This is a genomic window from Arthrobacter sp. 05L44 (genome assembly GCF_056397605.1).
This window is the reverse complement of record NZ_JBFTNS010000005.1, coordinates 106,796-121,260: the sequence shown is the minus strand read 5'-3', so window position 1 is coordinate 121,260 and position 14,465 is coordinate 106,796. Positions and strand designations below refer to the sequence as shown.

The following is a 14,465-nucleotide window of genomic DNA, read 5'->3' as shown; positions in this document are numbered from 1 at the left end:
TTTAGTACCCCAGGGTGACGGGGACCTGTTCCTGGCCTGCCGCCCCGGGCGTGACCGGGATGCTCGAAATGTCCGAGCCGCCATCCTTCTGCAGCAGCACGGCCCCGTAGGCCGCCTCCCCCGACGCTGAGACCAGGTAGCCCACGAGCGGTGCGCCGTCGACGTCTCCGGGGATCCGGACCGAGGCAGTGGTTCCGCCGGCGATGTCGGCGGAGGCCGCCGGGTGGATGGTGCCGTCGGCCGTGATCGGCGCGTAGGAGATCGCCGCCCTGCCATCCGGTGCACCGAAGACGAGGAACCGCTGGCCGGACCGCGGCACTGGGACCACGTGCTGGCTGGCGAGCCGGGCGGATGAGGGCGCCCAGGCAAAGTCAAGCGCGTCCTCGGCTTTGAGCCCGCGGGTGACCCGGGCTGCTGCGGCGAACGAGACGTCCGAGCTGGCCGAAACCGTGTAATGCCCCGCCGGAACGCCGGCGAGTGAAACCTGGGTCACGGCACCGGCTTTCGCCGTCACCACACCGCCGCCGGGCAGCGGTTTCTGGCCGTCGCGTCCGAAGAGTTTGACTTCCACGACGGCGTCCGCGGCGCCGGGCACGGTGATCTGCAGGGCGGGTGTGGCGTCGGCAAAGCCGGATTTTCCTGCGAGGTCGGCCAGCCCGGCCGGGCTTTGGATGTCGATCCCGGAGATGACCTGCCGGGTTGCCGGGGCTGTTCCGGGGGTGATGAAGTCCACGCCGCCCGGGGTCAGCCCGCGGAGGACGCTTTGCTGGACGACGGCGGCCACGGGGCCGCCGGTGCTGCGGACCCGCAGGCTCAGCTGCTCCTGTCCTGGCGCCAGGCCGGCGAGGATGATCGAGCGGGTACTGCCGGGGGCGACCAGGAGTCCGCGGCTGCCGGGGGCGTGGATGGGGCCCTTGGCGCCGAAGAGATCGATGCTGACGGTGGCGGGCGTGCCGGAGGCGTTGCTGAGGCTGAGGACGGCGGTGCGGCCGAGGGCCGTGTTGGCGCCGACCAGCCAGAGGTCGTTGGCCGGGCGCTGGCAGGCGGCTGCCGCCGTGCCCCGGAGATCGCCGTCGGTGGCCGTGTAGCTCAGGACGGCTCCGGCGGAGGGCTGCTGGTTGCCCTGCGCGTCGGCGCTGAGGACACTGGGGGCGTCGACACTGCGGTCCGGCACCACACCGGCCTTGGGCGTGGGCGCGGAGGCTGCGGGGGCAGGGCTGGGGGCCGGGGCAGCCGACGCCGACGGGACGGGTTTGGCGAGTTCCACCAGGGGGTTCCCGGTGAGCGCGGCGAGCCGGCTTCCGGGCAGGTTGCCGGTGCCGGTGCTGAGCACCATGGCGCTGACTGCCGTCCTGGCGGTGGCCGATTCGGGGCTGAATTGCGGGTCGGTGCCGACCGGTGAGCCCTGGATGAGGCGTGCCGGTCCGGGGCAGATATCAACACTGCTGCCGGCGGGGACGGCGGCTAGCGGCGGGTTCAGTTGCCGGGTGCCGGGGCCCTGCGGGGCAAGGGCGGCTGCAGCGACCAGGCCGCCGCCGGCGCCTGCGAGGACGACGGCGGAGAGTATCCCGCCGACTGTCCGCGAAACGCCGCGCAGCCGGGCGACTCCGGTCAGTCCTGACGCGGGACGCTGGGCGGTGCGGCCGCTGCGGTCCCGCTTGGTGTCGGCGGGCCCGGACAGGTCGGCCGGCTTGGCCGGCTCCGCCGGCGTGGCCGGGTTCTGGTCGTCATGCATGCTGATGTTCCTTACGCAGCGAGCCTTCGTCCCTGGAGAGCCCGGTGTTGGGTCGGCGCGCGGGCATCGGGACGGCGAGCAGGACGGTCAGGCCGATCACGATGGACTGGGCAATGCCGGTCCACAGGGCCCACGGGTTCTCGTACCGGATACTGAGCCGGCCGCCCTGGGCGGGGAGGGTGAAGGCCTGGGCCCAGTCGGAGGTGGTGGAGGTCAGGCGCTTGCCATCCAGCCAGGCGCTCCAGCCCGGGTCGGCGCGGTCGGCCAAGACCACCAGACGGCCCTCCGGTCCGGACGGAACGGTGGCGTCGGAGGCGACGGCGCCGGCCGGCAGGAGCCCCACCGTGGTACCGGCGCGGTTGATGATCCGGACCCGGTGGGCGACGTCGGCGGCCTTGGTTGCCTTGCCGTCCAGGGGGCTGATCCGCCAGAGCCAGCCGGAATCGGTCTGGCCCACGGCGACGAGTCCGGGGACGGCGTCCATCCGGCTCGCGGTCAGCTCTGCGGAGGTGTCGCTGGCTTCCAGCACCACAAAACCGACGCCGAGCTGTTCGAGCTTGCGGCGCGGGTCGACGCCCTGGCCGGCGGCGATCGTGGCGACGACGCTGCGGATCGAGGCCGCAACGGCGTCGTCCTCGCGGACCGTTTCCTCTCCCGGTGCGCCGATGACAGGACGGGCGGAGGCGATTGTGGAGAGGTCATCCAGCCGTGTGCCGGCCCCCCGCATCAGGGCGGCCGCGAAGGTGCCGTTTTCCTGCGCGGAGATGACCAGGGTCCGGGTCTGCTCCGGCCCCTCGCCACGATCAATGGCCGTCGCCGGGAGGGTGCGGGCCTTGCCCGCCTGCACCAGCCGGCGGGAGCCGAGCGCGGCGCTGGCGTCCGGATCGGTGCCGGTGCCCGCAGTGGCACCGGCAATGCTGCCGGCGTCGGCGGTGTCCGCTGTGGTGCCGGCGGCGGGGTCCCCGCCGGCTGCCGTGGCGAGGGCCGGCGGGTCGGACTGCAGCACGTTGTGCGCCGCCCACGCGGCCAGGCCCGCCAGCGGGGCGGCGAGCAGGAGCGCGGTGGCCGCGATGGCGGTGCCGCGGATCAGGATGGTGCGGGCCAGGGCGGCGTCGCCGGTGCCGTCCGCGGCGTCGAGCAGGGCTTCGGCGCCGAGCAGCGCCGCGCCCAGCAGCGCAAAGACCGCTGCGGAGACGGTGGGCCCGGTAAAGGGGGTGACGAGGACGTCGGCGCTGGCGCCTGTGGCAACGTGCCCGGCCAGCCAGCCGCCGGCCAGCATCACCAGGGCGCCTGCCCAGAGGCTGCGGGCAAGCCGCGGCCGCCGGCTGGTGCCGTGCCGGCCGGGAAGGAAGAGGGCGGCGAGGGCCAGGAGCAGGACAGGCAGTCCCAGCAGCAGTGCCAGCAGGAGCGCCCATGGGACGGGCCCGGGGCCGAAGGCCGCCAGACCGGCGAGTCCGGCGCCGGACTCAAAGCGCAGCGGCTGTCCCAGTGCCTGCTGCCAGAGTGGCGCCGCGTCGAAGCCGAGCGGCAGGCCGGGATCGGCCAGCAGCGCGCGCGGCCGGTCGACGGCCGAGATGGCGAAGGGAAGGAACAGGGCGAGGCTGGGCAGTAGGGACCACCAGATGGTGCGTCCGCGGCGCCGCAGCAGTACACCGCACAGCGTCACAACGACGACGGCGGGGAGGAGCAGCGATGGCGCCGCGGCGGTGACCACGGCCAGTGCCAGGCCCGCGGCCGCAGCCGCGGTCCAGGACGGGGTGCCGTTGATACCGGGTTTGGCGGGCGGGGCCTCGGTGAAGCGCCGCTCCCCCGGGGCCGGAACGGCAAAACGTCCGCGGCCGGGAGCGGACCCGGTGGCGCGCAGCAGGGCCAGGACCAGGAGGGGCATCATCACATGGGCCACCAGCGCACCCAGGCGCCCCTGGTTGAGGGCGACCTGAAGGGCGGGGGCGCCGGCCCAGACGAGGGCTGCGGCGAGGCGCAGACGGCGGCGGGCGGTCAGGGCGCCGGCGGCGAACCAGGCCCCCAGCGCGGACAACGGCATCGCCAGGAGCAGCAGCCACGCCACGGCGCCGCTGGCATTGCCGCCGCCAAGTACGCCGAGCACCCACAGGACGTAGCCAAAGGGGTCACCGTGGCCGGGCAGCCCGGCGCCGAGGGCGATCCACCAGCTCGAGGCGTGGTTCCAGATCTCGTCCAGGCGGGCTGAGACGGGAATCAGGGCGCCGCCGGTCACGGCTTCGGCCCGGAAAAGGCTCAGGAGGCCGACGAGTGAGGCCGCCGCGGTGACCAGCAGGGCCAGCAGGGCGCCGTTGCCCACCCAGCCGCGTTCGGTGGTGCCGAGGGCCGCGAAGTCGTCCGCGGAGTCACCGCTGGGCTGCTCGCCCAGCGCGTCGTGCCGGGCGGAGTCGCTGGAATCATCGGACCCCAGGGCCTCCATGAGTGAGCGGCGGTGGGCCCAGACCTCGCGCCGGGGTGTCTGCAGGCCCTTGATGACGGACCGGCGGATGCGCCGGGTGCGGGCGGCGTTGCGGCGGCCGCGGAACACCGCGGCGGGCCGGGCCAGTGCACCCAGGGTTGCCAGGAGTTGCGAGAATCCGTGGCCGGGGTCCTTGACGGCGATGCTGAGGACAAGCTTGAAGAGACTGCCAAAGAGGGCGCCGACGGCGTGCAGCGGGACCTTCCATGCGGGGGCGTGCTTGAGCCGCAGGTGGACCTGAGCCTTGCGGGCCGCCGTCGCGTTCCCCAGGGCCTGCGGCCGGTGCGATACGTGGAACATCCGGGCGCTCGGTACCACCACCACCCGGTGGCCGGCGAGCCGGTTGCGCCAGCAGAAGTCGACGTCGTCGCCGCTGCCGGGCAGGGCCGGGTCGAAGCCGCGGAGGTCTTCCCAGACGTCACGGCGGACCAGCATGCCCGCCGAGTTGACGGCGAAGGTGTCGCTGCGGCCGTCGTACTGGCCCTGGTCGAGCTCGTCGGCTTCGATCAGGGTGAGGCGTTCGGCCCAGCGGCTGGTGGAAAGTCCGACGTCGATCAGCCGCCGTCCGGCGTGCCAGTCCAGCTGCTTGCAGCCGGCCACGGTCACAGAGGGTGCCCGTTCGACGGCGTGCAACAGTTCGGCGAGGGCCTCGGGGTCCGGCGCTGAGTCGTCGTGCAGCAGCCAGATCCACTCGGCACTGGCCGGTCCGGCGTCGCCGTGCCAAGGGGCAAGGGCCTTCAGCCCGGCCTGGACCGCGCCGCCCATGCCGCTGCGGGTCTGGTCGTAGACGGTGACGTTGGACTGTCCGAGGGCCTGCCCCAGCAGTGCGGCCGAGTGGTCTCGGGATCCGGTGTCAATGCCGATGACCGCATCCGCCGGGCGCGTTTGCCCCGCCACTGCCGCCAGGGTCCTGGGGAGATAGTCACCACCGTTGTGGGCTACCACAACGGCGGTGACCCGTACTTCCTGAAGAATTAGACTGCTCGCTTCCTAAGCCGGCGGCGTTCCCGCTCGGAGAGGCCGCCCCAGATGCCGAAGCGCTCGTCGTTGGACAAGGCGTACTCCAGGCACTGCGAGCGCACGTTGCACGCACCGCACACCTTTTTGGCGTCGCGGGTGGATCCGCCCTTTTCCGGGAAAAAGGCCTCCGGGTCGGTCTGCGCACACAGCGCGTCCGTCTGCCATCCCAGTTCGCCTTCATCGTCGAAGTCCTGCTGGGAGGGAAGTCCGATCCACACCGGCTGGGCGGTGGTGCCGGAATGCAGGGTCTGCAATTCCATTGGCGGATCGAGCGGATCATGGTCCGACTCCGGGTTTCCCGCCAGAAGAGCTTCGTGGGCTGCGAGGAAGGCCGTGGCCTGGTCCTGCAGTGAATCCTGGGTGTGTTCGTTGTACCGCTCCGCCGCATCCGGATCGGCCGGGTCTACGTACCAGTCGCTCGGCACCCCGCGTGAACGGTATTTTGCCGTCGCCTGGCCGGCGACAACTTCGTCTTCATGGATACGCGCTGCAAGCCCCATCGGCGTTCCCTCTCTGATTTTTACAGCCCTTGCCTGACCCTCGGACACTCGGTTGTGTGCCGCCTGATGCGCATGGGCTTTCGATACCTAATTACACGTGTGTAAGTATCCGGGAGTCAAGCCGCAGCGGAGATAATAATCAAGTTCCGGGGAATTGCCGGGGCACGCCACGCCCGGGAGTTTTGCGGGCTGTCCCGCGGGATGACGCGAAATTGACAGCCTACTGAGTACTTTTTGGAGGCTTTTTCGCCGTTTCGCTTGCAATTACGCCAACTTTTCCGGCCGGGCGCTCCACCGCCGCTGGCGGGTCCGCGGCCGCGGGGGTCATAGCTGTGACCGAGATCACGCCCGCGGCCCCGTGGCAAGATGATCGGATGAACATCCCTGCATTGAACCTCATGGCAGACCTTCGTTCCGGACAGTCGACCTCACCCCGGCTGACCTGGTACGGCCCCGACGCGGAGCGGGTGGAACTTTCCGGCAGGGTCCTCGACAACTGGGTGGCCAAGACCAGCAACCTGCTGCAGGACGAGCTCGATGCCGAACCCGGCACCCGGTTGCGGCTGGACCTGCCGGCGCACTGGAAATCGGTGGTCCTCGCGCTGGCGGCATGGCAGCTTGGCATGGAGGTGGTGCTGGACGCCGCGGAGGCCGATCTGCTGGCCACCGCGGAACCCGGTCCGGCGGCCGCAGAGGGCGGGTTCGACGCCGTTGTGGCAGTGGCGCTGCCGGCCTTGGCGATGCGGTGGTCCGGCGGGTTGCCGTCCGGGGTGCTGGACTATGCCGCCGAGGTGCGCAGCCACGGGGACGTCTTTATGGCCCACGTTGACCCGGAGGCCGGCCGCAGGGCTGTCTGCGGCGCGTCCGGGACCCTTTACACCCACGCCGAACTGCTGGACGGGTTCGCCGCGTCAGCGTCCGCGCCTGCCGGGGACGGGGAACGCCTGCTGGTCCGGGCGGCGGAGGGGCTGGAGTCAGTCCTGGCGCAGGCCCTCGGGGCGTGGCAGCGCGACGGGTCCGTCGTGCTGGTCCACCCGGACGTCGCCGTGACGGACCGGCTGCTGGGCGACGAGCGCGTCAGCCGGAGCTGACGGCCGCCGGATCAGCGGTTCTCGGGTGTGCCGGACGGGTCGGCTTCGTGGACCGGTTGCCCCGGTACCTTGACGCCGGCCTGGCCGTGCTGGTGCCGTTCGATGATCTCGTGGTCGTGGGAGAACTCCGGCTCATCATCGAGTTCCTTGTTGAAGACCAGGAAGCGGTAGGCGAAGAAGCGCACCACGGTGGCGACGAGGATGCCGACCACACCGGCGAGGAACAGCATGTTCTTGTCGGTGATGCCCATGCCGTACTTGGCCAGGGCGGTGAGGCCGGTGGATATCCCGATGCCGATGCCGTTGATGAGGACGAACATAACGAACTCGCGCAGCACGTTTTCCTGCCGGCGGTGGCGGAAGGTCCAGAAACGGTTCGCGACCCAGGAGAAGATCGTGGCGACCGTGGCGCCGACAAACCGGGCCTTGGCTTCACTGTCGGACATGGCGCCGTGCATCAGGTAATACGTCAGGCCGTTGTCGATGACAAAGGCGACACCGCCGACGGCGCCGAACTTAGCGACCTCGCGCCAGAAAAGCGAGGCCAGCCCGCGCGCACGCTCTGCAAGTGTGTTAATCATGACCCTCCGTGGCCCGTAGTACCTAGCGGCCGTACGGCCAACATGCCATTTTAGCGCCGATTTTCGACGGCGCGCTTCCAGCTGGCCCTATTCCATCGGTTGCCGCCCGGCGGGACACGCCAAAAAAGACGGCTGTTGCGGCGGCCGCGGCGGCCGGGAGCCGCTTCCCGTGCGGTATTCGGTAGGCTGGGGGATGTGACTTTTCCAGTAATCGGCGTCGTTGGCGGCGGCCAGCTCGCCCGCATGATGGCCCCTGCCGCGACCGCCCTCGGCTTCGAACTGCGCGTCCTCGCCGAGAGCGGGGACGTTTCGGCGGTCGCCGCCGTGGCCCAGGCCCCGGTCGGCGACTACACCGACCTCGACCACCTGCTGGAGTTCTCCCGCGGGCTCGACGTGCTCACCTTCGACCACGAGCACGTCCCCACCGCCCACCTGCGGGCCCTGATCGATGCCGGCGTCAACGTCCATCCGGGACCCGATGCCTTGGTCAACGCCCAGGACAAGCTGGTGATGCGGGCCGCGATCGACCGGCTGGAGCTGCCCAATCCCCGCTGGTCCGCCGTGGCCGGCGTCGAAGACCTCATTACCTTCGGGGACGACGCCGGCTGGCCGGTGGTCCTCAAGACGCCGCGCGGCGGCTACGACGGCAAGGGCGTGCGGATCGTTGCGTCCGCGGCCGACGCCGCCGAATCCGCTGACTGGTTCGAGGCCATGTCCCCGCTCCTGGCCGAAGCGAAGGTGGACTTCAGCCGCGAACTCTCCGCCATGGTCGCCCGGACCCCCGACGGCGAGACCCGGGCATGGCCCGTGGTGCACACCGTCCAGGTCGACGGCGTCTGCGATGAGGTGATCGCCCCCGCACTGGAGATCCCGCTGGAGGTGGCCGCCGCCGCCGAGGACGCCGCAATCCGGATCGCCAACGAACTCGGCGTCACCGGCGTGATGGCCGTGGAAATGTTCGAAACACCCGGAGTCGGTGCGGGCTTCCTGATCAACGAACTGGCCATGCGTCCGCACAACACCGGGCACTGGACGCAGGACGGCTCGGTCACGAGCCAGTTCGAACAGCACTTGCGCGCCGTCCTGAACCTGCCGCTGGGCGCCACCGACCTGCTGGGCCCCGTTGTGGTGATGAAGAACTTCCTCGGCGGCGAGAACCAGAACCTTTTCTCCGCCTACCCGGCGGCCCTCGCCAGCGAACCGGCCGCCAAGGTCCACTGCTACGGCAAGGCCGTGCGGCCGGGCCGGAAGATCGGCCACGTCAACCTGGTCGGTACCTCGACGGCCGACGTCGATTCGGTCCGCCAGCGGGCGGGCACAGTTGCCAACATCATTCGGGACGGTCGGGCGTACAGCGGCACAGCCACCACCGCACCCGGAACCACCGAGGAGACCGCGTGAACGCCAGCACCGAAACCCCAACGCCGTCCTCCGGGCCCGCCGCCCACGGAGCGGCTCCCATCGTGGGTCTTGTGATGGGCTCGGACTCCGACTGGCCTGTGATGGAAGCCGCCGCCGAGGCCCTGGCAGAATTCGGCATTCCCTTTGAGGCAGACGTCGTCTCCGCCCACCGTATGCCCACGGAAATGATCCGTTATGGGCAGACGGCCCACGAACGCGGCCTGCGGGTCATCATCGCCGGAGCGGGCGGTGCCGCCCACCTTCCGGGCATGCTCGCCTCGGTCACACCCCTGCCCGTCATCGGGGTGCCCGTGCCGCTGAAAACCCTGGACGGGATGGACTCGCTGCTGTCGATCGTGCAGATGCCCGCCGGTGTGCCGGTGGCCACGGTCTCCATCGCGGGTGCCCGCAACGCCGGGCTCCTGGCGGTGCGGATGCTCGCCTCGGGCACCGACGGGCTGGCCGGGCGGCTGAGGTCCGAGCTGATGGACTTCGCCCAGGAGCTCAACGACGCCGCCACCCGTAAGGGCGCGAACCTGCGCAGCAAGGTAGCCGAGGTCTTCTCCGCCGAAAACTGCGTCACGCGGGGCGGCCGGTAGGTATCCCGTCCATGAGCAAAGGTTCCACCGCTGCACCGCACCAACAGCAGCCGCCCCGGGGTGCCCTGACCAACCCGGTCCGCTACCCCTCGGGTGCGGGACCGCGGGTCCTGGTCAAACGCGCCCTCCTGCTGATCGTTATGACGCTCCTGGTCCCCGGCAGCGCCCAGATCGCCGCGGGAAACCGCCGCCTGGGCCGCAACGCCCTGAAGGTCACTTTCACGGCCTGGGTGCTGCTGGCCATCGCCCTGGTCCTGCTGCTCGCCTCCCGCTCGACGCTGATCAACATCATCGCCAACGCCGCCGCCTCGCTGGTGCTGGTCATTGTGCTTGTGGCCCTGGCGGTGGGCTGGGCGGTGCTGTTCCTCAACACGCTGCGGCTGATCCGGCCGGGGCTGCTGGAACCGCGTCCTAGGGCCGCCGTCGTGGTCGCCCTGGTCCTGGCGATGGTGCTCAGCAGCGGCAGCCTGGGCTACGCGGCGTACCTGCTGAACGTCGGGCGCGACGCGATCGGCACGATTTTCGCCAACGGGCCGGCTATGGAGCCGTCCGAGGGCCGCTACAACTTCCTGATGATGGGCGGAGACGCCGGCGCGGACCGCACGGGCCGCCGCCCTGACAGCCTGTCCGTGATCAGCGTGGACGCCAAGACGGGCAAGTCCGCCATCATTTCCATCCCCCGCAACCTCCAGAACGCCCAGTTCACCGCCGACTCCCCCATGCGCAAGATCTACCCGGACGGCTACAACTGCGGCGACGAGTGCCTCATCAACGCCATCAACACCGAGGTCACCAACAAGTACAAGAAGCTCTACCCCGGGGTGGAGGATCCGGGCGCACAGGCCACCCTGGAGGCCGTCTCCGGCACCCTCGGCATCAAGGTCCAGGCCTACGTCCTCGTGGACATGGACGGCTTCGCCAAACTTATCGACGCCATGGGCGGCATCCGCATCAAGGCCGGCGGCTGGGTGCCGATCAGCGGGCCCACCACTGACGAGGCCCACGGCATCCACGGTATGCCGCTGGGCTGGATCCCGGCAGGCGATAACAAGCTGGACGGGTTTCATGCCCTCTGGTACGGCCGCTCCCGCGAATTCGTGGACGACTACGCACGGATCGCCCGCCAGCAGTGTGTCCAGCAGGCCATGCTCAAACAGCTGGACCCGGCAACGCTCCTGGCGAAGTTCGAGGACATCGTCAAGGCCGGCACGAAGGTGGTCGACTCCAACATTTCCTCGAGCCAACTGGGCAGCTTCGTCGACCTTGCCATGAAGTCCAAGGGCCAGCCCGTGAGCCGGCTGACCATCGGACCACCGGACTTCGACGCTTCCTTCTCCACCGTCCCGGACTTCAACAAGATCCACCAGGCCGTGGACAAACTTCTCGCGCCGGCCCCTGCCCAGGGCGCGGCCGACGATTCCCTCCGGCAGCCGGACGCGCTGCCCGGTCAGCTCTCCGCAGCCGGCGCGCTGCCGGGCACCTCGCCCGCACCGTCGCCGACGTCGTCCGACTTCACGCCGGTGACCACCACGCCCGAGGGCGTGCCGATCACCGAAAAGATGCTCAACGACTTCAAGCGCAACGGGGACGAGCAGTCCATCCGCAACCTGGTCGCCACCAACGGCCAGTGCGCCCCGCTCTAGGGCGTCCCGCAGCATCCCGCCCGTCCCGCCGGCTCCCGCCACACCCTCCGCGAGCAGATAGGTATTCCGTGTACGAACTTGAGAACGTCCTCCGGCCCTACGCGTGGGGTTCCACCACAGCGATCGCGCGGCTGCTCGGCCGGCCCGAGTCCGGAGGCCCGGAGGCGGAGCTGTGGATCGGGGCCCACCCGGACTCCCCCTCCATGGCCCTCACCACGACGGAGGGGACGGACGCTGCGGAGGCAGTGCACGACGGCGGCCGGCGGCCGCTGGACGAGCTGATCGCCGGCGACCCGGAGCACTTCCTGGGCGGCGACAGCGTGGCCCGCTTCGGTCCGCGCCTGCCGTTCCTGCTCAAGGTCCTCGCCGCGGAGCACCCGCTGTCCCTGCAGGTGCATCCGACCCTGGAACAGGCAAAGGCCGGTTTCGACCGCGAGGAAGCTGCCGGCGTCGCCCGTACCGCCACGGAGCGCAACTACAAGGACGACAACCACAAGCCGGAGATGATCTTCGCGCTGACGCCTTTTGAGGCACTGTGCGGGTTCCGCCCGGCGGCGGACGCCCGGGCGGTCTTCCAGCACCTGGCGGACTGCTTCGACCTGGCCGGGATTGAGGTTCCGGACCTGCTTCCCCGGCTGCTCGGGGATCTGGCGCACACGGACGAACCCGCTGCCCTCCGGTCCGCGTTTGAACGGCTCATCGCCGGCGGTGACGACGTTGCCAAGGCGACGGCCGCCGTCGTCGCCGTGCTGGTGTCCGGGGCACCCCTGGGCGCACACACGGCGGCCCTCTCCACGGTGGCCAATCTCGATGCGGAGTACCCCGGGGACCCGGGTGTCCTGATCTCGCTGCTGCTGAACCGGATCTCGCTGGCGCCGGGCGAGGCCGTGTACCTGCCGGCCGGGAACGTCCACGCGTACCTGCACGGGCTCGGGATCGAGGTGATGGCGTCCTCGGACAACGTGCTCCGCGGCGGGCTGACCCCGAAGTTCATCGATGTGCCGGAGCTGCTGAAGACCATCGCTTTCGAGGCCGTGGGTGTCCCGGAGCTCAGCGCCGAGGCCAGCATGCTGGGCCAGGAGCTCTACCGGCCGCCGTTCGAGGAATTCTCCCTGCAGCGCATTGAACTCGCGCCCGGCGCAGAGCCCGTCCCGCTGGCGCAGGCAGGGGCCGCCGTCATCATCGTGGTGTCCGGCGCGGTCCTGCTGGACTCCCCCAAGTCCGGCCTGCACCTGGAGCGCGGCGCCTCCGCGTTCCTGCCGGCCGCCGAGGCGCCGGTCAACGTGCACCCCGCCGCCGGCGCCACCGGGCCCGCCGTTGCATTTGCCGTCACGACCGGATTGAAGGCCTGACCCGTGGACTACTTCCTGCAAGGCCCCGACTGGGCCAACGTCCAGCGTGCCCTCGGCCGCACCGTACATGAACAGTCCGGAGAGGGCTGGCGGTTCCTGGCCGTCGAGGAGACCAACGCGGCCGGCAAGGTGCTCTACGCCCCGTACGGCCCGCTCGCCGAATCCCTGGCCGCGTTCGACGCCGCCCTGGCTGCGCTGACGGCGCTGGCGCGCCGCTGCGGGGCCATGGCCGTGCGGCTGGAGCCGGTGAGTGCCGGCTTTGCCACCGCCGACGCCGGCACCGTCCTGCGCAGCCGCGGCCTGCGGCCCGCGCCGGCGAACCTGCAGCCCGAGCTCAGCTGGATCGTGGACCTGGATGGTGACTTCAAGGACGTCCTGGCGGACATGAAGCCGGTCAACCGGAACCTGTACCGGAACATCCACAAGAAGGGCGTGACATTCCGGTCCAGCCACGATCCGGCGGAGATTTCCGTGCTGCTGGAGTTCCTGCACATGACGGCAGCCCGCAACGGCTTCAAGCCGCAAAGCGACGATTACCTCACCGAGGTGGCCCGCACCCTCATGCCGGCCGGCGCCGCCACCTTGTTCATTGCCGAGCTGGAGGGCACCCCGATCGCCGCGGCCCTGGCCTATGACTCCGCGGACACCCGGACCTACGCGCACGCCGCGCTCGATGACACCCACCGGAAGCTCAGCGCGGGCATTCCGCTGCTCGTGACACTGATGGCCGATGCCAAGGACAAGGGCCTGGCCCACGTGGACCTGTGGGGTGTGGCCCCGGCGGACCAGCCCGACCATAAGTGGGCCGGATTCACGGCCTTCAAGAAGTCCTTCGGCGGCCGCGAGATCGCCTACCCCGGAACGTGGGACCTGCCGGTCAACAAGCTGCGCTACAGCGCCTACCAGCTGGCCCGCGGGGCGGCACAAGCCGCGGGCAGGCTCCGGGCCAAGCTGCGCCGGTAAGGCCACGGGGGCTCCGGAGCTGCCTAGCTTCCCGCCGACCCGGCGCGTTTCTGCGCCTCGTAGGCGCTGGCCACCATGTCCTCCACCGAGTGGCGCATCTCCCAGTCCAGGTCGCGGGCGGCCAGGACGCCGTCGGCGACGATCCGGTCCGGGTCACCGGGGCGGCGGGGGCCGATCTCGGGTTCGAAGTCGATGCCGGTGACCGAGGCCATGGCCGTCATGATTTGCCGCACGGAGAGGCCGTCGCCGGAGCCGAGGTTGTAGACGCGTTCCAGCGGCCGGCCGTCGGCGAGGGCCCGGGCCGCGGCGACGTGGGACGTCGCGAGGTCGGCCACATGGACGTAATCGCGCACGCAGGTGCCGTCAGCGGTGTTGTAGTCGGTGCCGTAGATCTTGGGGGTCTTCCCCGAGGTCAGGGCGCGCAGCACAATCGGGAACAGGTTGTGCGGGCTCGTGTCGTAAAGTTCCGGCGATCCGGAGCCGACAACGTTGAAGTAGCGCAGCGAGGTGTGCTTCAGGCCCCGGGCGCGGCCCTGGTCCCGGATGAGCCATTCGCCGATCAGCTTGCTCTCCCCGTACGGGGATTCCGGCCGGGTGGGGGTGTCCTCGGTGACGATGTCCCCGCTGGGCGTCCCGTACGTGGCTGCGGAGGAGGAGAAGACCAGCTTGTCGACGTCGGCCAGTTCCATGGCCTTCAGCAGCTGGGCGGTGCCGGTGACGTTCTGTTCGTAGGTGAGCAGCGGCTCCTGCACGGAGACCCCCGCGTACTTGAAGCCGGCGAGGTGGATTACGCCGGTCACGCCGTGCTCGATCATGGTGCGGGCCATCAGGTCGGCGTCGAGGATGTTCCCCTCCACGAACGGCACATCGTCCGGGACGAATTCCCGGTGTCCGCTGGAGAGGGAGTCCACCACCACCGGCGGCATCGAGGCCGCCCGCAGCGCCGCGACCACATGGGAACCGATATATCCTGCACCGCCAGTAACAAGCCAAGTCATGGCTCCAGCCTATCCAATGACAGCGCCCATGACGGCCCGCGTCGCCGCTCCTCTGGCAACCCGGACCGGGGAAGCCCCCCACACACAACAAATCCCGGGACGC

General features: G+C 70.3%; 11 protein-coding genes. 6 read left to right on the top strand and 5 right to left on the bottom strand.

The annotated features are described in order from the left end of the window. Position 1: 1 nt before the first annotated feature. From AC1DHY_RS11995 to AC1DHY_RS11985, 3 genes are read right to left on the bottom strand one after another with little or no spacing between them, the layout of a single operon-like run. Entirely contained in the window at positions 2-1,735 is a 1,734-nt protein-coding gene (locus AC1DHY_RS11995) for a DUF5719 family protein (RefSeq protein WP_476879300.1), read from the bottom strand. Continuing rightward, positions 1,728-5,159, bottom strand: coding sequence for a glycosyltransferase (locus AC1DHY_RS11990; protein WP_476903670.1), 3,432 nt, complete (start codon positions 5,157-5,159; stop codon positions 1,728-1,730). The genes AC1DHY_RS11995 and AC1DHY_RS11990 overlap by 8 nt, the downstream gene beginning before the upstream one ends. Before the next feature lie 29 nt (positions 5,160-5,188). Then, the gene (locus AC1DHY_RS11985) at positions 5,189-5,734 is read right to left on the bottom strand and encodes a WhiB family transcriptional regulator (RefSeq protein ID WP_476903669.1); all 546 of its coding nucleotides are present in this window, start codon (positions 5,732-5,734) and stop codon (positions 5,189-5,191) included. 374 nt (positions 5,735-6,108) lie between these two features. Between AC1DHY_RS11985 and AC1DHY_RS11980 the strand changes: the two genes are divergently transcribed. After that, the gene (locus AC1DHY_RS11980; RefSeq protein ID WP_476879303.1) at positions 6,109-6,825 is read left to right on the top strand and encodes a TIGR03089 family protein; all 717 of its coding nucleotides are present in this window, start codon (positions 6,109-6,111) and stop codon (positions 6,823-6,825) included. An 11-nt stretch (positions 6,826-6,836) separates the two neighbouring features. On the opposite strand, the gene AC1DHY_RS11975 is transcribed toward AC1DHY_RS11980, so the two are convergent. Further along, positions 6,837-7,406 carry a GtrA family protein gene (locus tag AC1DHY_RS11975; RefSeq protein ID WP_476879304.1) on the bottom strand — a complete coding sequence of 190 codons (570 nt, stop codon included), beginning with the start codon at positions 7,404-7,406 and terminating at the stop codon, positions 6,837-6,839. Between the two features lie 243 nt (positions 7,407-7,649). On the opposite strand from AC1DHY_RS11975, the gene AC1DHY_RS11970 reads away from it, so the two are divergent. From AC1DHY_RS11970 to AC1DHY_RS11950, 5 genes are all read left to right on the top strand, one after another. Further along, positions 7,650-8,807, top strand: a complete 1,158-nt coding sequence (locus AC1DHY_RS11970) for a 5-(carboxyamino)imidazole ribonucleotide synthase (protein WP_476879308.1) — start codon at positions 7,650-7,652, stop codon at positions 8,805-8,807. A 74-nt stretch (positions 8,808-8,881) separates the two neighbouring features. Further along, the gene (gene purE / locus AC1DHY_RS11965; RefSeq protein ID WP_476879309.1) at positions 8,882-9,406 is read left to right on the top strand and encodes a 5-(carboxyamino)imidazole ribonucleotide mutase; all 525 of its coding nucleotides are present in this window, start codon (positions 8,882-8,884) and stop codon (positions 9,404-9,406) included. An 11-nt stretch (positions 9,407-9,417) separates the two neighbouring features. Further along, a complete protein-coding gene (locus tag AC1DHY_RS11960; protein ID WP_476879305.1) occupies positions 9,418-11,049 on the top strand; it encodes an LCP family protein in 1,632 nt (543 codons plus the stop codon). 68 nt (positions 11,050-11,117) lie between these two features. Continuing rightward, positions 11,118-12,401 (top strand): mannose-6-phosphate isomerase, class I, encoded by a 1,284-nt coding sequence (gene manA, locus AC1DHY_RS11955; protein WP_476903668.1) that lies wholly within the window; start codon positions 11,118-11,120, stop codon positions 12,399-12,401. Positions 12,402-12,404: 3 nt separating this feature from the next. Beyond that, positions 12,405-13,364: a lipid II:glycine glycyltransferase FemX gene (locus AC1DHY_RS11950; RefSeq protein ID WP_476879307.1), complete on the top strand. Its 960-nt coding sequence runs from the start codon at positions 12,405-12,407 to the stop codon at positions 13,362-13,364. A gap of 23 nt (positions 13,365-13,387) precedes the next feature. Here the strand turns inward: AC1DHY_RS11950 and galE are convergent, their stop codons facing one another. Next, positions 13,388-14,362, bottom strand: coding sequence for a UDP-glucose 4-epimerase GalE (gene galE / locus AC1DHY_RS11945; protein WP_476903667.1), 975 nt, complete (start codon positions 14,360-14,362; stop codon positions 13,388-13,390). Between the last annotated feature and the right edge of the window lie 103 nt (positions 14,363-14,465).